Below are 26669 nucleotides of genomic sequence, written 5' to 3'. Positions count from 1 at the left end.
AAGAGGGGACTGCTGCGCACTCCAGCGGGGATAGATCCCCTTGTCACATTTCTCAGAGGGTCTTCGACATCCGGCTGGCCATCAGCGCCCAGCCAAACAGCAGCAGGCACAACGCGATCAACGGCCACGAGCGCCATTGCAGATACGGCGTCAGATCGTGCATCGGTACCACTTCGCCGTACAGCACGCCTTGTTCGAACTGCGGAATCTGTTCGGTGATCTGCCCAAACGGGTTGATCAGGCCGGTGACGCCATTGTTGGTCGCGCGGATCATCCAGCGTCCGGCCTCCAGCGCGCGCATCTGCGCCATCTGTAAATGCTGCAGCGGGCCGATCGACGTGCCGAACCAGGTGTCGTTGCTGATCGTCAGCAGCAGGTCGCTGCGTGCCGACAGCCCGGCGGCGAATTCCGGATAGACCACCTCGTAGCAGATGAACGGTGCAATCTGGTAACCCTTGGCTTGCAAGAGCGCTTGATCCGACGGGCCGCGGGCGAAGTCCGACATCGGCAGGTCGAAGAACGCGATCAAGCCGCGCAACACGTCCTGCAACGGCACGTACTCGCCGAACGGCACCAGTTTCTGCTTCAGGTAAGTGCCGTCGCCTTCGCCGACCACGGTGATGCCGTTGAAGAAGCGCCGTTCGTGATGCACGGTCTGGCGGATCGGCACACCGGTGATCAACGCTGATTTACGCTCGGCGGCGAAGTTGCCCATCATCGTCAGGTAGCCCTCGGCGGACTCCTTCAACACCGGCACGGCGGTTTCCGGCCAGATCAGCAGATCGACCGGTTTGGAGCGGAAGCTCAGATCACGGTACAGCGCCAGTTGCGCGTTGAGCTCGGCCGGGTCCCATTTCATGCTCTGCGCGACGTTGCCCTGAATTGCGGCCACGGTCAGCGGTGCGCCGGACGGGCTGGTCCACGCGTGGCCTTTGAGGGCGATGCCTGCTACCCAAGGCCCCGCCAGAAGTACCACACCGGCCGCGATGAAAACCTTGCGACGAGCCTGCAACAAGCGCGGCGCGTTGTAGATCAGCGCTGCGGTCAGTGCCAGAACAAACGAGACCAGCCACATCCCGCCCACCGGCGCCAGCCCGGCCAGCGGGCCGTCGAGCTGGCTGTAACCGGAATAAAGCCATGGGAAACCGGTGAGGAACCAGCCGCGAAAGGCTTCCTGGCCGACCCACAACGCCGCAAACGCCAAGGCATCCGCCAGCGGTGCTTCGTTACGCCGCAACCAGCGCGCCCACAGCCACGCGGGCAGGGCGAAGAACCAGGCAATCGCCGCGGTGAACAGCAGCATCAGGAACCCGGCGAGCAACACCGAAGCGCCACCAAAGTGGTGGATGCTGTAATAGATCCAACTGGTGCCGGCACCGAACAGGCCGAAGCCGAAGCACCAGCCACGGCCGAGCGCCTGACGCGGGCTCAGCTCACGCAAACCGGCATAGAACAGACCAACCGCCAGCAATGCCAGCGGCCAGATGTCGAACGGTGCGAGAGCGAATGTGGTGATTGCACCGGCCGCCACGGCCAGCAGGTTACCGGGCCAGCCGGGGCGGGTTGTCCAGCGCATTTCAGTCCTTAGAATTAACGAGCGATCGGCGTCAGTCGCAGCAAGTGAATCCGACGGCTGTCGGCGTTCAGGATGCGGAAACGATAAGCGCCGATTTCAGTGGTTTCGTTGCGTTTTGGCAAGTGCCCGAACGCGCTCATCACCAGGCCGCCGACGGTGTCGAATTCGTCGTCGGAGAACTCGCTGTCGAAGAACTCATTGAAGTTCTCGATCGGCGTCAGCGCCTTGATCAGGAAATCACCGCTGGGCAGCGGCTTGATGTAGCTGTCTTCTTCGACGTCGTGCTCGTCCTCGATGTCGCCGACGATCTGCTCAAGCACGTCTTCGATGGTCACCAGACCGGCCACACCGCCGTATTCGTCGATGACGATGGCCATGTGGTTGTGGTTGGCGCGAAACTCACGCAGCAACACGTTCAGACGCTTGGACTCCGGCACGAAGGTGGCCGGGCGCAGCAGGTCCTTGATGTTGAAGCTGTCGCCGTTCTCCTTGAGGATCAGCGGCAGCAGATCCTTGGCCAGCAGCACGCCCATCACGTCGTCATGGCTTTCGCCGATGACCGGATAGCGCGAGTGGGCCGAGTCGACCACGGCGGGGAGGAATTCGCGGGGTGTCTGGGTCGCCTTGATGCTGACCATCTGCGAGCGCGGCACCATGATGTCGCGCACTTGCAGGTCAGCCACCTGGATGGCGCCTTCGACGATGGCCAGCGCTTCGCTGTCCAGCAGTTTGTTCTGATGTGCATCACGCAGCAGCTCGAGGAGCTCCTGACGGTTCTTCGGCTCGTGGGCAAAAGCCTGGGTCAGTTTACCCAGCCATGACTTCTGCCCGTTGCTCGATCGATCTTCGCTCATAGCGATTACTCTGAATCCTTTGTTGTAACGATGGGGGAGTGTTCGGTTTCGTCGTCCGCGTACGGATCGGGATAGCCCAGTTCAGCAAGCAACTCGCGTTCCAGTGCTTCCATTTCCTCGGCTTCGTCGTCATCTATATGGTCGTAACCCAACAGATGCAAGCAGCCGTGAATGACCAGATGTGCCCAGTGCGCCTTTAGTTCCTTGCCCTGCTCGGCGGCTTCGCGTTCGACCACGGCCACGCAGATGACCAGATCGCCGAGCAGCGGGATATCGAGAAACTCGTCAGGCACTTCCGCCGGGAACGACAACACGTTGGTCGCGTAGTCCTTGTGGCGCCAGGTGTGATTGAGCTCGCGGCCTTCTTCCTCGTCGACCAGACGAATGGTCATTTCCGAATCAGCGCTGCGCTGGCGCAGGGCCAGTTCGCACCACTGGCGGAACTCGGCTTCACTCGGCGCGCTGGCCTCAGTGGCGATTTGCAGATCCAGCTCAAGCATCGCGCGAGGCTTCCTTCGCGGCTTCGGCACGGGTTTCGAAGCGCTCGTAGGCCTCGACAATCCGCTGCACCAACGGGTGGCGCACGACGTCCTTGGGCTGGAAGTGGGTGAAGCTGATGCCCGGCACGTCTTTGAGCACTTCGATCACATGGTGCAGCCCGGACTTGGTGCCGCGCGGCAGGTCGACCTGGGTGATGTCACCGGTGATCACGGCGGTGGAGCCGAAGCCGATGCGCGTGAGGAACATCTTCATCTGCTCGACGGTGGTGTTCTGGCTTTCGTCGAGAATGATGAAGCTGTTGTTCAGCGTACGACCGCGCATGTAGGCCAGCGGCGCGACTTCGATCACCTGTTTCTCGATCAGCTTGGCGACGTATTCGAAACCGAGCATTTCGTACAGCGCGTCGTAGAGCGGGCGCAGGTACGGGTCGATCTTCTGCGACAGATCGCCGGGCAGGAAGCCGAGCTTTTCTCCCGCTTCGACTGCCGGACGCACCAGCAGGATGCGGCGGATCTGCTCGCGCTCCAGCGCATCCACCGCGCAGGCCACGGCCAGATAGGTCTTGCCGGTACCGGCCGGGCCGATGCCGAAATTGATGTCGTTGCCGAGGATTTCCTTCACGTAGCGCTGCTGATTCAAGCCGCGCGGGCGAATCATGCCTTTCTTGGTGCGCAGGGCGACTGTCGCTTCGGCAGGGGCCGGGTTGTCGATATCTGCTGATTCCTGAATGAACAGGTGCACCAGGTCTGGCGACAGCTCGGTACCCTTGGTTTCCCGGTACAGGCGGCGCAGCAGGTTTTCCGCGGACGTGGTGAGTTTTGGATCGCCAATCAACTCGAACTGGTTTCCGCGATTGCGGATCTCGATGGCCAGGCGCTGTTCGATCAAGCGCAAATGCTCGTCGAATTGCCCGCACAGATTGGCGAAGCGGCGAGCCTCAAAAGGCTCGAGGAGAAAACGATGTGGTTCGATGGGTGCGTTCAAGGTCGTATTTAGCCGCCCTGGGGCAATGAGGATGAAATCAAGGATAACGCCAGTGGCCTGGGTGCGAAAGCTCTTAAATATCGACGCTGCTTTCGAACCCATTCTCTGTGGCTGGCGGGGTCATTTGTGGTGAGGGGATTTATCCCCGATGGGACGCGAAGCGGTCCTGAAACCATTATCAGAGGTGTATCAGATCACCCGGAGTGCAGGTTTTGGGTCGGCTGCGCCAACCATCGGGGATAAATCCCCTCACCACAGAAGCCCCATCCACAATGCGATGGTGTTATTGAACCAGCGAACCACGCAGCGAGTGCGGTTGCGCGGCGTCGATGTGCACATCGGCGAACTGGCCGATCAGGGTGGGATTGTCGCAGCGGAAGTTGACGATACGGTTATTCTCGGTGCGGCCCTGCAGCTCGCCTGGGTCTTTCTTCGAATAATCGGTCACCAGAATGCGCTGGATAGAGCCGACCATTTGTCGGCTGATTTCGAAGCCCTGTTGATTCAAACGATGTTGCAGCGCGTTCAGACGTTCTTTCTTCAATTCTTCCGGTGTGTCATCGGCCAGATCGGCAGCGGGCGTGCCCGGGCGCTGGCTGTAGACGAACGAGTAGGAGAAATCGAAGCCGACATCGGCAATCAGCTTCATGGTCTGCTCGAAGTCTTTCTCGGTTTCACCGGGGAAGCCGACGATGAAGTCCGAACTGATGCAGATCCCCGGCACGGCAGCGCGCAATTTGCGCAGCTTGGATTTGTACTCCAGCGCCGTGTGGTTGCGCTTCATCGCCGCGAGAATCCGGTCGGAGCCCGACTGCACCGGCAAGTGCAAGTGCTTGACCAGTTCCGGCACTTCGGCGTGGGCCTGGATCAGGCTGTCGGAGAACTCCAGCGGGTGCGACGTGGTGTAGCGGATGCGGTCGATGCCATCGACAGCGGCGACCACGCGGATCAGTTCGGCCAGATCGGCCAGGCGACCGTCGTGTGTCTGGCCGCGATAGCCGTTGACGTTCTGCCCGAGCAAGGTCACTTCACGCACGCCGTGTTCGGCAAGGTGAATGATTTCCGCGATCACGTCGTCGAACGGCCGGCTGACTTCTTCACCACGGGTATACGGCACCACGCAGAACGTGCAGTACTTGCTGCAACCTTCCATCACTGACACATAAGCGCTCGGGCCGTCGATGCGCGGCTCGGGCAGGTGGTCGAATTTTTCGATTTCCGGGAAGGAGACGTCGACTTGCGGCAGCTTGCTGCTGCGCGCGGCGTCGATCATTTCCGGCAGACGGTGCAGGGTCTGCGGGCCGAACACCACGTCGACGTACGGAGCGCGATCGCGGATCGCCGCGCCTTCCTGGCTGGCCACGCAACCGCCGACGGCGATGACCATGTCCGGGTTGGCCAGCTTGAGCTCGCGCCAGCGGCCGAGCTGCGAATACACGCGATCCTGCGCGCGTTCGCGGATCGAGCAGGTGTTGAGCAGAATCACGTCGGCGTCTTCCGCGCGAGCGGTGACTTCCAGGGCCTGATGTTCGCCCAGCAGATCGACCATGCGCGAGCTGTCGTACTCGTTCATCTGGCAACCGTGGGTTTCGATGTAAAGCTTCTTGGCCATGGATTCGGGTCGTCACGTGATTCAAAGAACCGCGCATTATAGGGAACAAGCCGTCAGGTTCCTACCGCTGTGCGTCCGGTGGCTATGCTATAGTTCGCGCCCTCATTTTTACCCCGATGTTATCCGCCCGCCATGACCAAACGCGAAGCTCCAATCTACAAGGTGATTTTCCTCAACCAGGGCCAGGTGTTCGAAATGTACGCCAAGCAGATCTATCAAAGTGATCTGTGGGGTTTCCTGGAAGTTGAAGAATTCGTCTTTGGCGAGCGTACGCAAATGGTCGTCGATCCGAGCGAAGAAAAGCTCAAGGCGCAATTCGAAGGCGTGGTGCGCAGCTTTGTGCCGATGCATTCGATCGTGCGCATCGATGAAGTGGAACGTCTGGGCACGCCGAAAATCAGCGAGGCCCGGGGCGCGGTCGGCAATGTCATGCCGTTTCCGATGCCGATGCCTGAGAAGTAACAGCGGATTCTGGATTGGGATGAGTTTGTGGTGAGGGGGTTTAGCGAAACGTCGCACCGCCCCGTTGGGCTGCGAAGCAGTCGCAGCTCCATTCAGCAAGGTGTGTCAGACAGAATCGGGTTGCAGGTTTTGGGGCCGCTTCGCAGCCCAACGGGGATAAATCCCCTCGCCACAGGCCATCTCCACAGCGCTTATGGAAGTGGGGAGAATGGCGTACGCCCATCGGCGTTCTGCAGTTCCATGAGGTATTTGCGGAAAATCTGCCCGAGCACCTGAGTGGCGGTTTCGAGATCTTCGCGGGACATCTTTTCCGAGACTTCGTCGGCCGTGTCCAGCGCCTCTTCGGCACCGTTGACCGCTGCCATCTTCAGCACGATGTAGGCCTGGATATTGTTGGCCTGCACACCTTCACCGTGGAAGAACATGCTGCCGAGCTTGTATTGCGCCTGGGCGTGGCCTTGCAACGAGGCCTTTTCGAAATAGCTCAGGGCTTGATCGAGGTCGCGCGGCGCGTTCTTGCCGTCGTAGTAGAACTCACCCAACTCGTATTGCGCTTGCGCGTCCCCTTCGTCCGCCGCTTTCTGGCAGGCGGCCAGTGCCTGCGTGACATCTTGCGGCTGAGTATTGAGGGTGCAACGACCCATCGCCGGGATCAACAACGAGTTGCCGCCTGCTTGTGCATGCGCGAGCAGGGGCTGAAGGAGCAACAGGCAGCCCAATGCAAGGGTGCGGCCGGTGCGGTTCATGGGAATCGACTTACCTCTGAAGGGCACGCGGACCCGTCGAGGGATCCAATAAGCGCGCATTATGAAATAAGCAGGGCCAACCTTACAAAGTCTTTACTCGTTTTTCTGCTGCGTGGGGAATATATCGCCCGATTCGGGCAGGATTTTCGCAGGCACGCCGGAAAAACCGAGCGGATGTAGGCGAAAGCTGACGCTGGCCATAGCCAACGTCAGCGGTACGGCGATTATTTCAATGCGGCGAAGGCGCGCTCGGCGGCGTCCAGTGTCAGTTGCAACTCGGCTTCGCCATGGGCGATCGAGGTGAAACCGGCTTCGAAAGCGCTCGGCGCCAGGTACACGCCACCTTCCAGCATCAGGTGGAAGAAGCGACCGAACATTGCTGCGTCGCTGGCCATCACGTCGTCGAAGGTGACGATGTCGTCGGCGCCGCTGAAGTACAGACCGAACATGCCGCCGGCCTGAGTGGTCACGAACGGGATGCCCGCAGCATCGGCACGCTGCTGCAGACCGTCGAGCATGCGCGCGGTGTAGTCGGTCAATTCGGCGTGGAAACCCGGGCGGCTGATCAGACGCAAGGTCGTCAGGCCGGCAGCCATCGCCAGCGGATTACCCGACAACGTACCTGCCTGATACACCGGACCGAGCGGGGCGATGCGCTGCATGATCTCGCGCTTGCCGCCGAAGCAGCCCACCGGCATGCCGCCGCCGATGATCTTGCCGAACGTGGTCAGGTCCGGCGTCACGCCGTAGTGCGCCTGGGCACCGCCGAGGGCGACGCGGAAACCGGTCATCACTTCGTCAAAAATCAACACCACGCCGTGCTTGTCGCACAGCGAACGCAGGCCTTCGAGGAAGCCCGGCGCTGGCGGCACGCAGTTCATGTTGCCGGCGACCGGCTCGACGATGATGCACGCCACCTCTTCGCCCACTTCGGCGAGCATCGCTTCAACCGCGTCGATGTCGTTGAACGGCAGGGTCAGGGTGTGTTTGGCGAACGCTGCAGGCACGCCGGCCGAGCTCGGTACGCCCTGGGTCAGAGCGCCGGAACCGGCCTTGACCAGCAGGCTGTCGGAGTGGCCGTGGTAGCAGCCTTCGAACTTGATGATGCTGTCGCGACCGGTGTAACCACGGGCCAGTCGGATCGCGCTCATGGTCGCTTCGGTGCCGGAGCTGACCATGCGCACCATCTCCATCGACGGCACCAGCGAGCAGACCAGATCGGCCATCTCGGTTTCCATCGACGTCGGTGCGCCGTAGGACAGGCCGTGTTGCAGCTGATTGCGCACCGCGTCGAGCACGTCCGGATGGCTGTGGCCAAGGATCATCGGCCCCCACGAACCCACGTAATCGACATAACGCTTGTCATCTTCGTCGGTGACGTAAGCGCCTTCGGCGTGTTTGAAGAACAGCGGGGTGCCGCCAACGCTCTTGAACGCGCGCACCGGCGAGTTAACGCCGCCAGGGATGTGTTTCTGAGCATTGGCAAACAGGGTTTCGGAACGAGACATGATCGGGCTCTCAAATCAGATTTTCAGAAGTTCGTTGAAGGCGCGGGCGCGGCGGGTCACTTCGGCGCTGCTCTCGGCGCCGAACAAACCGTGGATCACGGCGAGCAGATCGACACCGTGCTCGACCAGTGGCGCGGCGTTATCGAGGGTGATGCCGCCGATCGCGCAGACCGGCAAGTGCAGCGTGCGCTTGGCTTCGTCGAGCAAGTCGAGGCTGCAGCTTGGTGCACCGGGTTTGGTGGTGGAATTGAAGAAGCGGCCGAAGGCGACATAACTCGCACCTTCTTTAGCGGCTTGTTCGGCCAGGGCGATTTGCCCGTGACAAGTCGAACCGATGATCGCTTTCGAGCCGAGCAGCGCGCGGGTCGGCGACAGCGGGCCGTCGGTCTGGCCCAAGTGCACGCCAACATTGAGGCGCGCGGCCAATTCGGCGTCGTCGTTGATGATCAACTGCGTCTTGTAGCGCTCGCACAAGTTGCGCAGCGTTTCGGCCTCGCGCAGACGGCGGGCCTCGTCGCTGCTCTTGTCGCGGTATTGCAGCAGGGTGACGCCGCCGTCGAGCGCCGCCTCCACGTAAGACAGAAACTTGCCGGCCAGCAACTGGCTGTCGGTAATGGCATACAGGCCACGTAGTTTCATCGGGCAGACCTCACGACGTTACGAGCAGAAATCCAGCGGCAGGCGACGCGGCACGAACTGGCCTTTGCCCAGTTGTTCGGCATCGCGCAAAGTGCGCCAGGTGTAATCCAGCGCACTGCGCACGGCACTGGCCAGGTGTTCGCCCTGAGCCAGGCGACCGGCGAGGGCGCTGGCCAGCGTACAACCGGAGCCGTGATAGCTGCCCGGCAGGCGCTGGCAGATAAAGGTTTCGCGCAGGCCGTCGCGGCTGTACACGCGGTTGTGGATTTCAGTTTCGTCGCCATGGCCGCCGGTGATCAGCAGGTTTTTGACGAATGGCAGGAGTTTTTCTGCGCACTCGTCGGCCGTGCCTTCGGGCAGTTCGGCGAGGATGCGCGCTTCAGGAAGATTGGGGGTAGCAATGATCGACAGCGGCAGCAGACGCTCGCGCATCGCATAGCCGACCTCGTCCTTGCCCAGGCGTCCGCCGCCGCCGGCACGCAGCACCGGGTCGCAGACCACCGGCAGATGCGGGTGCGCCGAGAGCAGTTCGACGACCGTGTCGACCATCTCCAGCGAACCGAGCATGCCCAGTTTCACTGCGGCGACTTCGGAATCGTTGAGCACGGCGTTGGCCTGGGCCAGTACCCACTCACGGTCGAGGACGCGGAAGTCAGTGACGTTGACGGTATCTTGCACGGTCAGGGCGGTGACGGCCGGAGCCGCATGGCAACCCTGCGCGAGCAAGGCTTCGATATCTGCCTGCAAGCCGGCGCCACCACTGGGGTCGTGGCCGGAGAGACAGAGGACAACGGGGCGGGAGCTGTAGATATTCATGGTGCGCGAGCTTACCACCAAAGCTGATTTTGGGGTTCAGTACTCACGGTGTTTGCGAGCAGATTGTCGGACAACCCCGCAGTCTTTATTTGGAGCACATTTGTGGCGAGGGGATTTATCCCCGTTGGGCTGCGAAGCGGCCCCAAACCCTGCAATCCGGTTCTTTCTGACACACCTCGCTGGATGGACTTGCGACTGCTTCGCAGCCGAACGGGGATAAATCCCCTCGCCACAATTGGTCATCTATCAAGGAGGCTGTCGTCGCGAGTTGACCAACCCAACAGCTCTATCTCGGTGCTTTGCCCTGGAACGCCCGTTCTAGAGCCGTTGTAGGAAAAATTTCCATGGTGCTCAATGGCCATCAACGGCTATGCTAGGCTGGATCCAAACAATCACAGGTAATACCGGTTTTACGTCTACTCAAAGGGAATGGGGGGCTTCCTGACACAACCGGACGAGCCACGCTGGGGCTTCAATGCGCTATTTGCTGATGTTGCTGTTCTGCTTGCCCCTCATGGCGAGCGCTGTCGAATTCGACGAATTCACCCAAAGCCTGCCACTGGGCCGATCGCTGCAAGTGTTCGAAGACCCGAGCGGTCAGGCGACGATTGCCGACGTCCGCGCGCAAGACGCCGCCGGCCAGTTCAAAGCCCACGACAAAGCCACGCTCAACGCCGGTTACTCGCGTTCGGCGTTCTGGCTGAAGATCGACCTGCATTACCGCCCGAGCAACCCGGCCGCCCAGCGCACGTGGCTGCTGGAACTGGCGTATCCGCCGCTTGATCACCTCGACCTGTACTTGCCTGACACCAGCGGCGAATACCGACTGGTGCGCCAGACCGGCGATGCCTTGCCTTTCGCCAGTCGCGAGATCCGCCAGAACAACTACCTGTTCGACCTTCCCTTCAAACCGGATCAACAGCAGACGCTGTACCTGCGCCTGGCCAGCGAAGGCTCGATCCAGGCGCCGGTGACGTTGTGGTCGAGCAGCGCATACCTCGAAGACCAGCCGGTGCGCCTGTACGTACTTGGCATCATTTATGGCGTGCTGCTGGGGATGCTGGTCTACAACCTGTTCATCTACCTGAGCGTGCGCGACACCAGTTACCTCTATTACATCTTCTATATCGGCTCGTTCGGCCTCTATCAATTGTCGGTGAATGGTGCGGCGGTCGAGTATTTCTGGCCGGACAACCCATGGTGGGCCAACGCCGCGACGCCGTTCTTCATCGGTTGCGCCGGGCTGTTCGGCAGCCAGTTCGCCCGCAGTTTCCTGCAGACCAAGACCCACAGCCCCTGGCTGGATCGCTTGCTGATCGGCCTGATTGCCTTCAGTGCGCTGGTGATCGGCCTGTCGCTGATGACCAGTTATGCCCTGGCCCTGCGCCTGGCGACCACACTGGCGCTGACCTTCACCGTGGTGATCTTTGCCGCCGGGATTCTTGCCTGGTGGCGCGGCCTGCGTGTGGCGCGTTACTTCATCATCGCCTGGTCGGCATTCCTGCTCGGCGGCATCGTCAATACGCTGATGGTGCTGGGCCTGCTGCCCAACGTGTTCCTGACCATGTACGCCAGCCAGATCGGCTCGGCCATCGAGGTGGCGCTGCTGTCGCTGGCGCTGGCCGACCGCATCAACGCGATGCGCGAACAACAGGCGCAGACTTTGTTCGACGCCGGGCAGAAACTCGAAGTGCTCAACCAGCAACTGGCCCACAGCAACAAGCTCAAGGATGAATTCCTCGCGACGTTGACCCACGAACTGCGCACGCCGATGAACGGCGTGATCGGTTCGCTGGAGCTGATGCAGACCGTCGACCTCGATCCCGAGCTTGAGCAATATCAACAAACCGCCGCCGGTTCTGCTCGCGACATGATGCGCATGGTCAATGGCATCCTCACGCTCACCGAATTGCAGGCCGGCAAACTCAAGGCGACGCCGGGCAGTTTCAGCCTGCGCGCAGTGGTCGAGGCGTTGCGCGTGCAGTTCGAAGGTAATGCAGCGAGCAAGTCGCTGGACTTCAAGGTCGAGGTGCTGCCGACCCTGCCGGATCGCTTGCTCGGCGACAGCGCGAAACTGGCGCAGTGCCTGGAATGCCTGCTGGACAATGCGATCAAGTTCACCCGCGTCGGCGGGCTGGCACTGCGCGTTACCGGGCGGCCGTCGGCGGATGAGCGCATGGCGCTGTCGTTTGCGGTGATCGACACCGGTATCGGTTTCACTGATCTGGGCGAGGCGACCCTGTATCAGCGTTTCTTCCAGCTCGATGGTTCGATGACTCGCGAATACGGCGGCCTGGGGGTGGGGCTGGCGATCTGTCGGCAGCTGGTCGAATTGCTCGGCGGCAAACTCACCCATCGTTCCGAGCCGGGACGCGGCAGCCGCTTCCAGCTCGATGTCGAATTCGAACTGCCGGTGATCGAAGCGCCTGCGGATCAGCCGACCCGCGATTGCATTCGTGCGCCGCAGGACTGCACGGTGCTGCTGGTGGACGACAACAGCGTCAATCAACTGGTCATGCGTGGCATGTTGCTCAAGCTCGGTTTCCGCGTGCGCAGCGCTGACAACGGCGCCGCCGCGCTGGACTGCCTGCAACGGGAAAGCTTCGATGCGGTGCTGATCGATTGCCAGTTGCCCCGCCACGAAGGCGCATCGCTGTGCTGCCAGATCCATGCATTGCCGGGCTGTGCGCACTTGCCGGTATTCATGCTGGCGCTGGGTGCGGATCGCGAGCAATGCGCCCCGGGCGCGCCTATCGACTATCTGCACAAACCGGTCAAATTCGAGGATCTGCAGGCTGCATTACAGCGCCGCGTGCTCAGTTGCTGATGGGGTAAAAGCGCCGCAAAAACGGCGTCTATGACACTTTGTTCAAAAAAGCACCAGTGCTTAACTGGTGCCATTGCTGAACACGGAGCGCCGTCATGAACCTGCATCAGTTCGCCGAAACCCACGAAGTCACCAATCAGCCGCCGTCGCTGGATGGCACCAACCTGTACCGCATCGACCTGCCGCTGCAAGAGTGGTCGCGGCGTTTTGGCGCCGATTGGGCCGAGTCGCGCATCGATGCCTATGGCGCACTCGCGGGTGGGCCTTTGATGGAAGCGGGGTTTCTCGCCAACCAGAACAAACCGGTGTTTGCCAGCCATGATCGCTACGGTCACCGCATCGATCTGGTCGAATTTCACCCTGCCTACCACGAGCTGATGCGCACGGCGATCGAGCATGGCCTGACCTCGCTGCCGTGGGCGCACCCGCAGGACGGCGCACATGTCGCCCGCGCGTCGATGACCTATCTGCACAGCCAGGCCGAGGCCGGCAGTGGTTGCCCGTTGACCATGACTTTCGCCAGCGTGCCGGCCCTGCGCTTGCAGCCGGACCTGGCCGAACAGTGGCTGCCGAAAGTCCTCGCCACCGACTACGACCCGCGCAACGTCGGCATGGCGCACAAGGCCGGCGTGACCATCGGCATGGCGATGACCGAGAAGCAGGGCGGCACCGATGTTCGCGCCAACACCACCAAGGCTTATCCGGTCGGCGCCAGCGGCCCGGGTCAGGCTTATGAACTGGTCGGGCACAAGTGGTTCTGCTCGGCGCCGATGTGCGACGCCTTCCTGACATTGGCGCAAACCGACAAGGGCTTGAGTTGCTTCCTGCTGCCGCGCCATCGCCCGGACGACACGCGCAATCAGTTCTACATCCAGCGTCTGAAAAACAAACTCGGCAACCAGTCCAACGCCTCCAGCGAAGTGGAGTTTCGTGGGGCGCTGGCGTGGATGATCGGCGAAGAAGGGCGCGGCGTACCGACCATTATCGAAATGGTGGCGATGACCCGCTTCGATTGCATGGTCGGCTCCAGCTCGCTGATGCGCCAGGCACTGACCCAGGCCAGCCATCACTGCGCGCACCGCAAGGTCGGCGGCAAATTGCTCAGCGAGCAACCGCTGATGCAAAACGTACTCGCCGATCTGGCCCTGGAGAGCGAAGCGGCGCTGGCCCTGAGTCTGCGCATGGGCAAGGCGCTCGATCATCTGGATGATCGCCACGAAGCGCAATTCGCGCGGCTGGTGACGGCGGTGGGCAAATACTGGATATGCAAACGTGCGCCAGGAATGATCAACGAAGCCGCCGAATGCATGGGCGGTGCTGGATACGTCGAGGACAGCATCCTGCCGCGCCTGTACCGCGAAGCGCCGGTGAATTCGACGTGGGAAGGGTCGGGGAATGTGCAATGTCTCGACGTGCTGCGCGCATTGTCAAAAGAACCGGGCGTGCTCGATGTGCTGTTCAGCGAACTGGGCGACGGCCATGGCGACAAGCGTCTGGCTGCGCATATCCAGCAGTTGCAGGCGCAATTCAAGGACACCAGTGATATTCAGTATCGGGCGCGGCAGTTGACCGAGGACATTGCGCTCGGTTTGCAGGCCAAGCTGTTGCTCGAGGCGGGCAACTCGGTGGTCAGTGATGCCTTCATTGCCAGCCGTCTGAGCGGTGGAGGTCGCGTCTACGGCGCGTTGCCGCGTGGGCTGGACGTCGAAGCCATCGTCGCGCGCTCGACTCCACAGCTTTTCTGACCGCAATTTTCCCGACACCACAAAACCCTGTGGGAGCTGGCTTGCCAGCGATGGCGGTCTGTCAGTCAACATCGATGTTGAATGTGACGGCCTCATCGCTGGCAAGCCAGCTCCCACAATGATTCGGGTTACCTGAAAGATTTCGGTACACCCACAACGCCACTGTTCCCGTGCGTCCACGATGCAGGCAAGATGAAGCTCTGCAAGTCAGAACACAGGAAGCTGATCGTGACCGAAGCGTTTATTGTCGTTCAAACCGCCGAACAAGCCGTGGATCGTCTGGCCGAGCTGCATGAGCGGGCCACCACTGCGCTGAATTCTGCCCTCAAGCGTTACCTCAAGGACCGCGTCGAACCCGACGCCGAACAGCGTGCCCTGTTTCGTTATCCCGAACTGCGTCTGACCTACCACTGCCAGGGCGAAGTGCCGCAGACCACCCGCGCTTACGCCAAGGTGCAGTTGCCCGGTACTTACAGCGTCACCGTCACTCACCCGGCGGCGTTTCGCAAATACCTGCTCGAACAACTGACGCCGTTGATGCACGACTTCACCGTGACCGTCGAAGTCGGCGTCAGCCAGCAGAACATTCCGTATCCGTATGTGGTCGAGCAGGGCGATGAACTGGCCGGTTCCGGTGTCACCGCGGCGGTGCTGGCGCGGGTGTTCCCGAGTACCGATCTGTCCGCCGCGACCGATGGCATTGCCGACGGCCTCTACGACTGGGAAAACACCGATCCGCTGCCGCTGGCGCTGTTTGATGCGGCGCGCGTGGATTTCTCGCTGCGCCGTCTGGTGCATTACACCGGCAGCGACTGGCGCCATGTGCAGCCGTGGATTCTGCTGACCAACTACCATCGCTACGTCGATCAGTTCATCGTTCATGGTCTGGAGCAGTTGCGCCGCGATCCGCGTTTCGTGCGCATGGTCCTGCCGGGCAACGTGATCATCGAGAAGAGCATGGATCACGGCGAAGCCTCGGCGATTGCCGCCGGCGTGGTCTGGCACCGTTACCAGATGCCGGCCTATCACCTGATCGCCAACGACGGCCACGGCGTCACGCTGGTGAACATCGGCGTCGGCCCGTCCAACGCCAAGAACATCACCGATCACTTGGCCGTGCTGCGCCCGCATTGCTGGCTGATGATCGGCCACTGCGGTGGCCTGCGTCAGTCGCAGACCATCGGCGATTACGTGCTGGCCCACGCCTACATGCGCCGCGACGGCATTCTTGATCGTGTGGTGCCGCCGAATATTCCCATCCCGGCACTGGCCGAAGTGCAGCTTGCTCTGCAGCAGGCGGCGGCGAATGTCACCGGCGAGAAGGGCGACGACCTGAAAAAACGCCTGCGCACCGGCACGGTCCTGACCTACGACGACCGCAACTGGGAACTGCGCTGGGCTCAGGAGCGGCCGCTGATCAACCTGTCCCGCGCGGTTGCGGTGGACATGGAAAGCGGCACGATCGCAGCGCAGGGTTATCGCTTGCGGGTGCCGTACGGCACGCTGCTCTGTGTCTCGGACAAACCACTGCACAGCGAAATCAAACTGCCGGGCTCGGCCAACGCCTTCTATGAACGCGCGGTCAGCCAGCATTTGAAAATCGGCATCGAAGCAGTGGATCTGCTGCGCACCGAGCTCAACTCGCTGCACTCGCGCAAACTGCGCAGCTTCGACGAGCCGCCGTTCCGTTAACGGTTAGTCGTGGTCATTTGGCGGTCGGGGCACTAGCATTGTCAGCCCTGATCGCTAAATGTTCTGTCTCTTATGTCCCGTCCCCCGCGTCCCCCTTCCCGCCGCCCCGGCGTGAAGCCTCAGTCTTCTGCCCCGCGCCGTGTTGCCAAGGCACCACCGGCCGAGCCGAAACTGATCCTGTTCAACAAACCCTTCGATGTGCTGACGCAGTTCAGCGACGGTGAAGGGCGGGCGACGCTCAAGGATTACATCGATGTGCCGGGGATTTATCCGGCCGGACGTCTGGATCGTGACAGCGAAGGTTTGTTGCTGCTGACCAACGACGGCCAGTTGCAGGCGCGCATCGCCGATCCGAAACACAAACTGGCGAAGACCTATTGGGTGCAGGTGGAAGGCGAGCCGACGGCCGAGCAGTTGCAGCGCCTGCGCGATGGCGTCGAGCTGAATGACGGCATGACCCTGCCCGCCCAAGCGCGGCAACTGGCTGAGCCGCAGTTGTGGCCGCGCAATCCGCCGGTACGCTTTCGCGCGACCATACCGACTTCGTGGCTGGAACTGGTGATTCGCGAAGGGCGCAACCGTCAGGTGCGGCGCATGACGGCGGCGGTCGGGCTGCCGACGTTGCGTCTGGTGCGAGTCAGGATTGGCGACTGGACCCTTGAAGGGCTGGATCAGGGCGAGTGGCGGGAAGTGCCGGCGCGCTTATAAGGCGCCGGATTCGATCAGGCCGATCACCACACTCTTGATGATGAACGCGGCCACGCCCAGGCCCAGCACGAAAAACAGAATGAACGAGCCGAACCGCCCGGCCTTGGACTTCTTCGCCAGATCCCAGACGATGAAACCCATGAAAATGATCAGGATGCTGACCAGACCGGTCATCATCCACTCTTCAAACAGTGCTGGATCCATTGGCGATCTCCGGCGCGGACAGGGCTGAAAGGGCGGCGGCGAGTATACGCCAAGGGCGGATGGCGGGGCATTGATCTGGATCTGATCCGCAATTGTTGCCCTCACCCTAACCCTCTCCCGGAGGGAGAGGGGACTGACCGAGGTGTCTGGCGTCTTACATCGACCTGAAATATCGAGTCGATTATGGATTCACAACAGAACTTTCAGGTCGGCGTACTTCTAGAGCATCTCTAGGTCGGCTCCCTCTCCCTCCGGGAGAGGGGACTGACCGAGGTGTCTGGCGTCTTACATCGACCTGAAATATCGAGTCGCTTATGGATTCACAACAGAACTTTCAGGTCGGCGTACTTCTAGAGCATCTCTAGGTCGGCTCCCTCTCCCTCCGGGAGAGGGGATTGACCGAGGTGTCTGGCGTCTTACATCGACCTGAAATATCGAGTCGATTATGGATTCACAACAGAACTTTCAGGTCGGCGTACTTCTAGAGCATCGCTAGGTCGGCTCCCTCTCCCTCCGGGAGAGGGGACTGACCGAGGTGTCTGGCGTCTTACATCGACCTGAATATCGAGTCGATTATGGATTCACAACAGAACTTTCAGGTCGGCGTACTTCTAGAGCATCTCTAGGTCGGCTCCCTCTCCCTCCGGGAGAGGGGACTGACCGAGGTGTCTGGCGTTTTACATCGACCTGAAATATCGAGTCGATTATGGATTCACAACAGAACTTTCAGGTCGGCGTACTTCTAGAGCATCTCTAGGTCGGCTCCTTCTCCCTCCGGGAGAGGGGACTGACCGAGGTGTCTGGCGTCTTACATCGACCTGAAATATCGAGTCGCTTATGGATTCACAACAGAACTTTCAGGTCGGCGTACTTCTAGAGCATCTCTCGGTCGGCTCCCTCTCCCTCCGGGAGAGGGCTGGGGTGAGGGGCTTTTGCTTAGCTACGCAAATGAGTCAGCGGCAATTCAGTACTGTTCAAAACCTGGTTCAGCACAAAACTCGACCGCACGCTGGTGACCCCCTCGATCCGGGTCAGATGCCCCAACAGCAACTTTTGATAGTGATCCATATCCGGCACCACCACTTTCAACTGGTAGTCGGCATCCACTCCGGTCACCAGACTGCATTCCAGCACTTGCGGCAACGTGCGGATTGCCGCCTCGAAATTCTCGAAGCGCTCGGGGGTGTGCCGGTCCATGCCGATCAGTACATACGCCGTCAGGCTCAAGCCGAGCATCTTGCGATCGAGCAGCGCAACCTGGCGCGAGATATAGCCATCGTCTTCCAGCTGCTTGACCCGGCGCGAGCAAGGCGAGGGCGACAGACCGATGCGCTCGGCCAGTTCCTGGTTGGAGATACGGGCGTCGCGCTGCAATTCCGCCAAAATACTCAGGTCATACCGGTCAAGTTTGCTCATCAATCTGTCCTTGGTCGTAACTATTGCGGCAGATTATCTATCCAGGGTTAAAAATTGCGCAAGCGGTGTTTAATTGAGCAATTTTCGCAATCCTCTGTCGCAGCCTCAGGCTTATTCTTAACACCAGAATCACTGCTCGGTAACACAGTCCACGCGGCCCGCCCAATCAGGCCCGCCGCGGCCGCCACCCCCACCGGGGATGTGCCGGCCCCCGAGCTGCACACTGCCCAGAAGACAGCGTGAGGTGAGCCGACGTCAAAAGCGTCGAGCCAGGACGAAGTTCTCCAGAAGGGAGGCCGACGGGTCTCCCTTTTTTCTTGCCTGCGATTTCATGTAGGCGCCTCAATAAATAAGTCGCGCGACTGATAACCTGTTGCAGAACCCGGTGGGGCTGTTTCGAGTCTCAGCAACAAGCCCTGCCAACGACAGGCTCCCGCAGTGAGGAAAAGCATGAATTCGCGCATCTGGCGTCTGGCCGGTGTTGGTTTGCTGTGTGTGGGTGTCAGTGCGCAAGCGCTGGCCGATGAGCCGCAGAATCGTGGGCCGGGCAACGGGCCGCAGAACGACGGGATCATCCGTGGCGACAACAGCCATCAGTTCGAGCACAACGGCCAGCCGCACAACAATGACGGTCAATGGCAGAACCGCAACCGTGTCGATGATCGTCCAGAACCGCCTCGCCAGCCGGGCAACAACCTGCCGATCCAGCCGCGACCCGACGCCGTGCACCAGACTCAGGAGCCGCGTCAGGGTTACTACCGCGACGAGCGCCCGCAGAACGGTTACCACAATCAGCAATGGCAGACGCGGCCACGTCCCGATGACAACCGCTGGCCGGGACGGCCGAACGGTCATGGCAATGGCTGGGGGCCTGGCCCGCAATATCGTCCGGGCCATGTGATCGATCGTTTCCCGGATCGTGATTACCGCGTGCCGTATCGCGGTCAGGATTACTTCTATTCCGGCGGCTACTGGTATCGCCCGCAAGGCCCGCGCTACATCGTCGTGCAGCCGCCGCGCGGGATCCGCATCCAGTATTTGCCGGATTACGCCCGTGAAGTGTGGATCGGCGGCTCGCTGCTGTTCCTCGCCGCCGGCTCGTATTACGCCTATCAAGAGGCGACGCAGGATTACGTGGTCGTCGAGCCGCCGCTGCAGCAACCGCCGCAACCGCAATCTCAAGGCTATGACGTCGAAGCCTACCCGGCCAACGGCCAGTCACCGCAGCAGGTGCAGCAGGACGGTTACCAGTGCTCGCAGTACGCTGTGCAGCAAAGCGGTTTCGACCCGCGCACCGCGACCTACCAACCGGCGCCCGAGGTGGTTCAGGCTTATCGCCAGGCGCAGGGCAACTGCCTGAGCAGTCGCGGTTACCAAGTCAATTATTGAGTGCGGGCGGCGAGCACCACTTCCTGTGGGTCGGCGTGCACCAGCACTTCGGCCTTCGGATATTCCTTGTGGATCGCCGCCGCCGCTTGATCGCTGATGCCATGGGCGACTGACAGGGTCAGTTCGCCCGGCAATTCCAGGTGCAATTGCACGAACCAGTGGTTGCCCGAGATCCGCGTGCGCAAGTCATGCGCACCGAGCACCCCCGGCACGCTGCACGCCAGTTCGAGCATGTGCTGGCTGACATCGGTCGGCAACTCCTCGTCCATCAACACCGAAAAACTTTCCCGGGCGATCTGGATCGCACTCCAGAAAATGTACACGGCGATCCCCAGCCCGAACCACGCGTCCAGTTGCGCAAAACCCATCCCGGCCAACACCAGCGCGATGAGGATGCTGCCGTTGAGCAGCAGGTCCGAACGGTAATGCAGGGAGTCGGCGCGCACGGCGTTGGAGCCGGTCTGCTTGATCACCCGGTGCTGCAACATCAGCAGCGCGGCCGTCAGCAGCAGGGAAAACACGATCACACCGATGCTCAGCCACGGTGCGCCAAGCGGTTCCGGCGTCTGCAAGCGTTGGTAGGCCTGAAACGCGATCAACACCGCGCTGCCACCGATGAACAACGCCTGCGCCATGCCCGCCAGCGATTCGGCTTTGCCGTGGCCATAACGGTGATCGTCATCCGCCGGGCGCAAGGCGTAATGCACTGCCAGCAGATTGAGCATTGAAGTGACGCCATCCAGCGCCGAGTCGGTGAGGCCGGCGAGCATGCTCACCGATCCGCTGAGCCACCAGGCAATCGCCTTGGCGACGATCAGCGTGCACGCGACCGCCACCGAGGCGCGGGTCGCCAGCCGCAGCAGGCGGGCGTGTTCGGGGCTGGAGGTCATTGAACGTCCTTATTCAAGCGGCCGGTTGCAGGCTGAACATCGCCAGTTGCTGAGTGCTGCCCTTGTGCTGGATCAGGCGCGGATCATCCAGAGGAAAATCTCGGCCCAGCTCGCTCTCAAGAATCGCCTGCAACTTGTGATTGTCGACCTGTCCATCCGGGCCGATGGCTTGCTTGAGCTTGACCGGATCGATCTGCGCGGTGTGGCCCGGTTCGAAATAGATCGCCCCGGTGGCGAAGTCGACGGCAAACGCGATCAGCCCGGGAATGATATAGAACAGCAGGCCGACGGCATCGAGCACGGCAATCGCCGGGTCGATCTTGCCGTCGATCTGGCCACGCCGGTCCGGGTAGAAAATCGAACCGCACGCCGACAGTTGCGTGAGCAGAGTGGCAACCAGAACACCGCCGATCAGGCGAGAGGGTAAGCGCATGGAAATGTCTCCTGAGTCATCAAATAACGAAGCTTCGTCTTGTGAAGTTAAGACCCTGACGAACGTCAGACAGTTCGTCGTTATACTCGCCGCTCTGTTTGGGAGCCAGCATGATTTCTTTGCCGATCGACGATGTTTTACCCGCCCTGCGTGAAGCCCTTGCGTCACGCCACGAAGCCGTGCTCGAAGCACCGCCCGGCGCCGGTAAGACCACCCGCGTGCCCTTGGCCTTGCTCAACGAAGCCTGGCTGGCCGGGCAGACCATCGTCATGCTCGAACCACGACGCTTGGCTGCGCGGGCGGCGGCGGAACGTTTGGCCAGCGAGCTCGGCGAGCAGGTCGGTGAAACCGTCGGCTATCGCATCCGCCTCGACAGCAAAGTCGGCCCGAAGACGCGTATCGAAGTGGTCACCGAAGGCATCCTCACCCGGCGCTTGCAGGACGACCCGGCGCTGGAGGGTGTGGGCTTACTGATCTTCGACGAATTTCATGAACGCAGTCTCGACGCCGATCTGGCGCTGGCCCTCAGTCTGAACGGTCGCGAGCTGTTTCGCGCTGAACAGCCGCTGAAGATTCTGCTGATGTCGGCGACCCTCGAAGGCGAGCGCCTGGCGGGGTTGCTCGATGACGCGCCGATCCTGCGCAGCGAAGGCCGCATGTACCCGGTGACGATGCGCTGGGGCCGGCCGTTCCAACCAGGGGAATACATCGATCAACGCGTTACCCAAACCGTGCTCGAAGCGCTGCACGACGAGACCGGCAGCATGTTGGTGTTTCTGCCGGGGCAAGCGGAGATCCGTCGCGTGCATCAGCAATTGGCCGACGCCATTGGCGAGCGCAAAGACATCTTGCTGTGCCCGTTGCACGGCGAACTCGACCTCAATGCGCAACGCGCGGCGATCGATCCGGCGCCGCCCGGTCAGCGCAAAGTGGTGCTGGCAACCAACATCGCCGAGACCAGCCTGACCATCAACGGCGTGCGCGTGGTCATCGATGCCGGGCTGGCGCGGGTGCCGCGTTTCGACCCGGGCAGCGGCATGACCCGCCTCGACACTCAACGCATCTCCAAGGCCAGCGCCACCCAGCGTGCCGGCCGCGCCGGGCGATTGGAGCCGGGCGTGTGTTATCGCCTGTGGTCACAGGATCAGCACGAACAACTGGCGGCCTATGGCAGCGCGGAAATTCTCTCGGCGGATCTGGCCAGCCTCGCTTTGCAGCTGGGGCGCTGGGGCGTGACCCCGGGCGAACTGGTCTGGCTCGACATACCGCCCGCCGCCGCGTATGCCCAAGCGCAGGATCTGCTGCAACGGCTCGGCGCGTTGCACGGCGACACGCTGACGGCCCACGGCCAGGCCATGGCTGAATTGCCGGCGCATCCGCGCATTGCGCACTTGCTGTTGCGCGGTCAGGCGCTGGGGCTGGCGGCGATGGCCTGCGATGTGGCGGCGCTGCTCGGCGAGCGCGATATCTTGCGCGGTGCCGGTGCGGATCTGCACAGCAGGCTGGTGCTGCTTTCCGGCGAAGAGCGCGCCGGTCGTGGCGCGCAGGGCGGGGTGCAACGTGCCCGGCAATTGGCTCGGCAATATCGCGGTTATCTGCGCGGCAAGGCGAGCGAGCCGGTCAAAGATGCCGAGCATCCGCGCTGGCTCGGTGCTCTGTTGGCGCTGGCCTACCCGGATCGCGTCGCCCAGCAACGGCGTTCCGGTGGGGCTGAATTCCGTTTGGCCAACGGTCGCGCGGCGCTGTTCGCTGAGGCCGATAGCCTGATGAAGCACGAGTGGATCGTCATCGCCGACCTTGGCAGCCGCCAGGGCCAGCGCGAAGAACGCATCTATCTGGCGGCGGATTTCGATCCGGCGCTGTTCGATTCGGTGCTCGCCGAACAAGTGCGCAGCGTCGATCAACTCGATTGGGATGAACGCGAAGGCGTGCTGCGTGCCGAGCGCCAGCGCAAGGTCGGCGAGCTGATTCTCAGCCGCGAACCGTTGACCGGTCTCGATGAAAACGCGCGCAGTCAGGCGCTGGTCAATCTGGTGCGGCGCAAGGGGCTGGAGCTGCTGCCATGGACCCCGGAACTGCGCCAGTGGCAAGCGCGGGTGGCGCTGTTGCGCCAGCTCGATCTGCGCACTCAGGACGACAGCCAATGGCCGGATGTCAGCGATACAGCGCTGCTCAATACCCTGGAAGACTGGCTGATGCCGTATCTGGGCAAGGTCTCGCGGCTGAGCCATTTCGCCAACCTCGACCTGTCGAGCATCGTGCGCAATCTGCTGCCGTGGCCGCTGCCGCAGAAGCTCGACGAACTGGCGCCGCATCATTTGAGCGTGCCGTCGGGTTCATCGATTCGCCTGGATTACAGCGACCATCCACCGATTCTCGCGGTGCGCTTGCAGGAGCTGTTTGGTCTGGCCGATACGCCTCGGATTGCCGGCGGGAGGCAAGTGGTCAAGCTGCATCTGCTCTCGCCAGCGCGGCGGCCGGTGCAGGTCACGCAGGATCTGGCCAACTTCTGGCGCAGTACCTATGCCGAGGTGAAGAAGGATCTGAAGGGGCGTTATCCGAAGCATTATTGGCCGGACGATCCCTTGGTCGCCGAAGCCACCGCGCGGGCAAAGCCACGCGGTACCTGAACACAATGGCAGCGCGCCATTAGCCCATCCGTGCTAATTGCCCTTGTTTGTTCAGGCTCCCAAAATCGCGGCCTGAACAATAACAAGCCTTGTTGCCTGGCAACTTGTGCCCAAGGAACGGAACTGCCCATGAGCTCTTTCTTCAAGTTCAAGAAGTTGATCTTCTTGTCGGCTGCGCTGCTGGCCGCCTCTAATCCGACAATGGCCGAAGAGTCCAACCCGATTGGCGACTGGTGGATTATCTACGGCAACGGCGTGCCCCAGAAAAACATCATGTACGTCGCCGATGCCACCTCGGTCGTGCCTTCGCAGAAAACCAAAGGCGCAACCATGGTCGCAGTGACCCTGGTGTATGAAGAGCCGGGCAAACCGATGATCGACGTCTACAACCTCGAAGCCCAATGCTCTACGGGCAAGGTGCGTTTTATCAATGGCCAGTCCATCGAGCGTCTTGCCTACACCATGCGTCATCTGAAAGTTGCCAATCAATGGCAGACCCCCAAAGAGTTCTGGGTCCAGCAAGCGCTGAAGTTTGCCTGCGCCCCTGGCAGTCGCGCGAAAAACGACATGGCCGCCGTGGGCAAGATGGAATACCTGCAGATGATCGAGATGCTGCAGCAGATGTTCTTCAAGCTCGCGCCGATCCAGCAAAAGAGCCAGATGATGGACAACATCGACAGCCTGCTCGAACTCAAGAAATAGGCCGGGGCGACCAATGACTTACACACGTTTGTGGCTGGCAACCCTAGTGGCAGGATTGCTCTTGAGCGGTTGTGGCACTATCGCGCAGAGCCGCTGGGAAGGCCGCGATCTCCAGGAAGCACTGGACCTGTTCGGCACGCCTGATTCGATGAAAAAAGAAATCGGCCCAAATGGCGAACCCTTGGCCGTGCTGACCTGGTACAAGTCCGCGAGCTGGACCACCACCGAAGCGGCTGGCACTTCGATGACCCATACCGGCAACGGCATGGTGTACACCGAGCATTATCAGCAAGTTGGGCACAGTTCCGATTGCAAATTGCAGGCGAAGATCGATCAACAGAAGAAGATTGCACAGTTCCTGATCGAGGACGGGCGAATCCTGCATGGCAAGTGCCTGGGCGTCCGGTTTGTCCCCGGTTACATTCCGCCCGGCTTCTAAGGGCATAGCGCTTATGGCGCAGCGGGTAGCAAGAAGCGCGCAATCACCGGCAAGTGGTCGGAGATGCGCAAGGTATCGTCCTGTCGCACCTGGGCTTGCAGGCGTTTGAGCTTCGGGCTGTAGAACAGATAATCCACCGTGCGATCCGGGCCGTTGAGGCCGGGGTCGTTGGGGTAATGGGTCAGCCATTTGGCCCGGTCGATGCCGCCAGCCTCGTTGTTGGTCGGGATCATCGGGTATTTGTCCCACAGCAGATGCAGTTCGCTGTCGGCAGAGTAGGGCGTGCGGCGCTCCACGGGCAGGCGCCGGTACTGGCCCAGCGGCAGCAGATTGAAATCGCCACCGATCAGCCAGGGCAGGCCTTGGCTTTCATATTTGTCGAGCACCTTGGCCACGGCGGCGACTTGCGCCTGGCTGGCGCGCTGCAGATGGGTGTTGAACACGGTCAGTTGTCCGCCATCACTGAGCGGCAGTTTGACGGCCAGCAAGGCGTCTTTGGGCTGGAACTGGCGGCTGATGAAGTTGCTCGGGGCGACGGGCAGTTGCAGGCGTTCGGCGTGTTCGATGCGATAGCGACTCAAGGTGGCCAACTGGCGGCCGACGCTGCCGTAGATATGGGGCTCGGGGACGAAATCGGCTTTCCAGTCGAAGGCGCTGGTGCTGCACGGGTACAGATCGGCGACACGTTCCTGCAACAGTTTGAGCTGGTTCTGGTAATCGCTGGCCTTGGCGCCGTCGTCGAGCTCCTGCAACAACACCACATCGGGTTGTTCGTCGCGGATCACCCGCGCCACTTCGTCGAGGCTAAACGCCATGTCTTCCGGGGTCGGCGCTTCGTCGTCGCCCTGAGCCAGGTCATTCCAGAATACGTAGCGCTTGCCGGCGAGGAACTGCACGTTCCAGGTCATGACTTTCAGTGCTTGCCCGGGCACCAGCGTCGGCGCCGTGGTGCTGCAACTGACCGGGAGAGTTTCGCGGGCATCGGGGCGCCAGGTCAGACTGAACAGCAGTACGCCGAACAGGACGACGGCAAGGATGACGAGAAGCAGGGTGTAGCGCAGCAGACGGGTCATGGCTCGGCTTATAGCGTTACAGGAAGTGGCCCCGAGCATACCTGACGGCAGCCGCGAAGCCCAAGCACGGCGCGGTCAGACCGCTCCGTTACGTTTGTCAGGCAATTCGCTGATCAGCATGAACAGGCGGAACAGCACCACACTGGTGAACAGTTGCAGAAAGCTGTGAGCGCTGTCGATCAGCCCGGCAATCAGCGGATTCTGCGGTTCGGGGTACACCGCCAGCGTCGCGCCCTTGAGCAACCACAACGGAGTCATCACGCAGAGAATGCACAGCAGGATGCGCCAGAAGTGCCCGCGCGTCAGGCGCAGGCTTTCCTTCATCGCCTGCAACGGCCCGAGGCCGCGCAGCACCAACAGGTATTCAGCGAAGGCGAGCATGACCATCAGCATCAGACCCGGCAGGAAGTACAGCGACAGGCCCAGCAGAATCAGCAAGGTATTGAGCGCGGTCAGCACGGCGAAGCGTGGCCACAGGGTTGCGGCCATCGCCAGCAGGTCGCGGTTGCGCGGCGACTCGCCACGGCTGCGCGCATCGAGAAACAGGATCAGCGCGGCGGTGTACAGCGGATACACCAGCAGGCCGACGATGATGCTGACTCCGGCGAAGGTGTCCGGCCCGGTGGCGTGATCGACCGCCTGCTGCAAGAAAGCTTCGACGATCACCAGCGGCAGGCACAACTGCACGATGCTGCCCAGATGGCGTTTGAAAAAATACAAAGAGTCGCGCAGTACTTCGAGGGCATTCATCAGTCGGTATCGCAGGTCGAAAACAGTGGCTCACTTTAACCGATGCAACGCGGGGCGACACAAACGTAAACAT

The 26669-nt window shown here is 61.4% G+C and carries 24 protein-coding genes; 9 read left to right on the top strand and 15 right to left on the bottom strand.

Features of this window, described 5'->3' with window-relative positions; genetic code table 11:
* Positions 1 to 52: 52 nt before the first annotated feature.
* The 5 genes from lnt to miaB form a co-directional block, all read right to left on the bottom strand.
* Positions 53 to 1576, bottom strand: coding sequence for an apolipoprotein N-acyltransferase (lnt, locus tag ACZ9BE_RS20765; RefSeq protein WP_476249876.1), 1524 nt, complete (start codon positions 1574 to 1576; stop codon positions 53 to 55).
* Positions 1577 to 1590: 14 nt separating this feature from the next.
* Complete coding sequence (locus tag ACZ9BE_RS20760; protein WP_024014438.1) at positions 1591 to 2430, bottom strand: HlyC/CorC family transporter; 840 nt, start codon at positions 2428 to 2430, stop codon at positions 1591 to 1593.
* Positions 2431 to 2435: 5 nt separating this feature from the next.
* Positions 2436 to 2930 carry an rRNA maturation RNase YbeY gene (ybeY, locus tag ACZ9BE_RS20755; RefSeq protein ID WP_016773042.1) on the bottom strand — a complete coding sequence of 165 codons (495 nt, stop codon included), beginning with the start codon at positions 2928 to 2930 and terminating at the stop codon, positions 2436 to 2438.
* On the bottom strand, positions 2923 to 3915 hold the full coding sequence (locus tag ACZ9BE_RS20750) for a PhoH family protein (protein ID WP_016773043.1): 993 nt from the start codon (positions 3913 to 3915) through the stop codon (positions 2923 to 2925). Before ACZ9BE_RS20750 ends, ybeY begins: the two co-directional genes overlap by 8 nt.
* Positions 3916 to 4198: 283 nt before the next feature.
* Entirely contained in the window at positions 4199 to 5527 is a 1329-nt protein-coding gene (miaB, locus tag ACZ9BE_RS20745; RefSeq protein WP_041477732.1) for a tRNA (N6-isopentenyl adenosine(37)-C2)-methylthiotransferase MiaB, read from the bottom strand.
* A 132-nt stretch (positions 5528 to 5659) separates the two neighbouring features.
* Between miaB and ACZ9BE_RS20740 the strand changes: the two genes are divergently transcribed.
* On the top strand, positions 5660 to 5989 hold the full coding sequence (locus tag ACZ9BE_RS20740; RefSeq protein WP_016773045.1) for a DUF1820 family protein: 330 nt from the start codon (positions 5660 to 5662) through the stop codon (positions 5987 to 5989).
* Positions 5990 to 6180: 191 nt separating this feature from the next.
* Here ACZ9BE_RS20740 and ACZ9BE_RS20735 read toward each other — a convergent pair whose 3' ends face one another.
* From ACZ9BE_RS20735 to ACZ9BE_RS20720, 4 genes are all read right to left on the bottom strand, one after another.
* The gene (locus tag ACZ9BE_RS20735) at positions 6181 to 6735 is read right to left on the bottom strand and encodes a tetratricopeptide repeat protein (RefSeq protein WP_476249875.1); all 555 of its coding nucleotides are present in this window, start codon (positions 6733 to 6735) and stop codon (positions 6181 to 6183) included.
* Positions 6736 to 6959: 224 nt separating this feature from the next.
* On the bottom strand, positions 6960 to 8243 hold the full coding sequence (hemL, locus tag ACZ9BE_RS20730; RefSeq protein ID WP_258603764.1) for a glutamate-1-semialdehyde 2,1-aminomutase: 1284 nt from the start codon (positions 8241 to 8243) through the stop codon (positions 6960 to 6962).
* Between the two features lie 15 nt (positions 8244 to 8258).
* A complete protein-coding gene (thiE, locus tag ACZ9BE_RS20725; RefSeq protein ID WP_041477735.1) occupies positions 8259 to 8882 on the bottom strand; it encodes a thiamine phosphate synthase in 624 nt (207 codons plus the stop codon).
* Positions 8883 to 8900: 18 nt separating this feature from the next.
* On the bottom strand, positions 8901 to 9698 hold the full coding sequence (locus ACZ9BE_RS20720) for a hydroxymethylpyrimidine/phosphomethylpyrimidine kinase (protein WP_007909650.1): 798 nt from the start codon (positions 9696 to 9698) through the stop codon (positions 8901 to 8903).
* Positions 9699 to 10173: 475 nt separating this feature from the next.
* Between ACZ9BE_RS20720 and ACZ9BE_RS20715 the strand changes: the two genes are divergently transcribed.
* The 4 genes from ACZ9BE_RS20715 (at position 10174) to ACZ9BE_RS20700 (ending at position 16670) form a co-directional block, all read left to right on the top strand.
* A complete protein-coding gene (locus tag ACZ9BE_RS20715; protein WP_476249874.1) occupies positions 10174 to 12525 on the top strand; it encodes a 7TM diverse intracellular signaling domain-containing protein in 2352 nt (783 codons plus the stop codon).
* A 95-nt stretch (positions 12526 to 12620) separates the two neighbouring features.
* Positions 12621 to 14270: an acyl-CoA dehydrogenase family protein gene (locus tag ACZ9BE_RS20710; RefSeq protein ID WP_310220061.1), complete on the top strand. Its 1650-nt coding sequence runs from the start codon at positions 12621 to 12623 to the stop codon at positions 14268 to 14270.
* A 192-nt stretch (positions 14271 to 14462) separates the two neighbouring features.
* Positions 14463 to 15962, top strand: a complete 1500-nt coding sequence (gene amn / locus ACZ9BE_RS20705) for an AMP nucleosidase (protein WP_167351308.1) — start codon at positions 14463 to 14465, stop codon at positions 15960 to 15962.
* Positions 15963 to 16034: 72 nt separating this feature from the next.
* Positions 16035 to 16670: a pseudouridine synthase gene (locus ACZ9BE_RS20700; protein WP_476249873.1), complete on the top strand. Its 636-nt coding sequence runs from the start codon at positions 16035 to 16037 to the stop codon at positions 16668 to 16670.
* Here the strand turns inward: ACZ9BE_RS20700 and ACZ9BE_RS20695 are convergent.
* Complete coding sequence (locus ACZ9BE_RS20695; RefSeq protein ID WP_016773053.1) at positions 16665 to 16874, bottom strand: DUF2788 domain-containing protein; 210 nt, start codon at positions 16872 to 16874, stop codon at positions 16665 to 16667. The genes ACZ9BE_RS20700 and ACZ9BE_RS20695 overlap by 6 nt on opposite strands.
* A gap of 936 nt (positions 16875 to 17810) precedes the next feature.
* Positions 17811 to 18290: an Lrp/AsnC family transcriptional regulator gene (locus ACZ9BE_RS20690; RefSeq protein WP_007909658.1), complete on the bottom strand. Its 480-nt coding sequence runs from the start codon at positions 18288 to 18290 to the stop codon at positions 17811 to 17813.
* Between the two features lie 450 nt (positions 18291 to 18740).
* On the opposite strand from ACZ9BE_RS20690, the gene ACZ9BE_RS20685 reads away from it, so the two are divergent.
* Positions 18741 to 19679: a DUF6515 family protein gene (locus tag ACZ9BE_RS20685; RefSeq protein ID WP_095181888.1), complete on the top strand. Its 939-nt coding sequence runs from the start codon at positions 18741 to 18743 to the stop codon at positions 19677 to 19679.
* Here ACZ9BE_RS20685 and ACZ9BE_RS20680 read toward each other — a convergent pair.
* Positions 19673 to 20569: a cation diffusion facilitator family transporter gene (locus ACZ9BE_RS20680; protein ID WP_073475637.1), complete on the bottom strand. Its 897-nt coding sequence runs from the start codon at positions 20567 to 20569 to the stop codon at positions 19673 to 19675. The two genes, ACZ9BE_RS20685 and ACZ9BE_RS20680, sit on opposite strands and share 7 nt — an antisense overlap.
* Before the next feature lie 13 nt (positions 20570 to 20582).
* The gene (locus ACZ9BE_RS20675) at positions 20583 to 21002 is read right to left on the bottom strand and encodes a polyribonucleotide nucleotidyltransferase (RefSeq protein WP_476249872.1); all 420 of its coding nucleotides are present in this window, start codon (positions 21000 to 21002) and stop codon (positions 20583 to 20585) included.
* 110 nt (positions 21003 to 21112) lie between these two features.
* Between ACZ9BE_RS20675 and hrpB the strand changes: the two genes are divergently transcribed.
* From hrpB to ACZ9BE_RS20660, 3 genes are all read left to right on the top strand, one after another.
* Positions 21113 to 23632 (top strand): ATP-dependent helicase HrpB, encoded by a 2520-nt coding sequence (gene hrpB, locus ACZ9BE_RS20670; protein ID WP_476249871.1) that lies wholly within the window; start codon positions 21113 to 21115, stop codon positions 23630 to 23632.
* 129 nt (positions 23633 to 23761) lie between these two features.
* Positions 23762 to 24334 carry a hypothetical protein gene (locus ACZ9BE_RS20665; protein WP_256810310.1) on the top strand — a complete coding sequence of 191 codons (573 nt, stop codon included), beginning with the start codon at positions 23762 to 23764 and terminating at the stop codon, positions 24332 to 24334.
* A 13-nt stretch (positions 24335 to 24347) separates the two neighbouring features.
* A complete protein-coding gene (locus ACZ9BE_RS20660; RefSeq protein WP_052392144.1) occupies positions 24348 to 24773 on the top strand; it encodes a hypothetical protein in 426 nt (141 codons plus the stop codon).
* A gap of 11 nt (positions 24774 to 24784) precedes the next feature.
* Here the strand turns inward: ACZ9BE_RS20660 and ACZ9BE_RS20655 are convergent, their stop codons facing one another.
* Both ACZ9BE_RS20655 and ACZ9BE_RS20650 read right to left on the bottom strand, forming a co-directional pair.
* Complete coding sequence (locus tag ACZ9BE_RS20655; protein WP_476249870.1) at positions 24785 to 25846, bottom strand: endonuclease/exonuclease/phosphatase family protein; 1062 nt, start codon at positions 25844 to 25846, stop codon at positions 24785 to 24787.
* 75 nt (positions 25847 to 25921) lie between these two features.
* Positions 25922 to 26596, bottom strand: coding sequence for a YciC family protein (locus tag ACZ9BE_RS20650; RefSeq protein ID WP_016773061.1), 675 nt, complete (start codon positions 26594 to 26596; stop codon positions 25922 to 25924).
* Positions 26597 to 26669 lie beyond the last annotated feature (73 nt).

It is taken from the genome of Pseudomonas sp. TE9122 (assembly GCF_056278925.1).
Note: the sequence above shows the minus strand (reverse complement) of the source record. Positions and strands in the feature narration are given on the sequence as shown.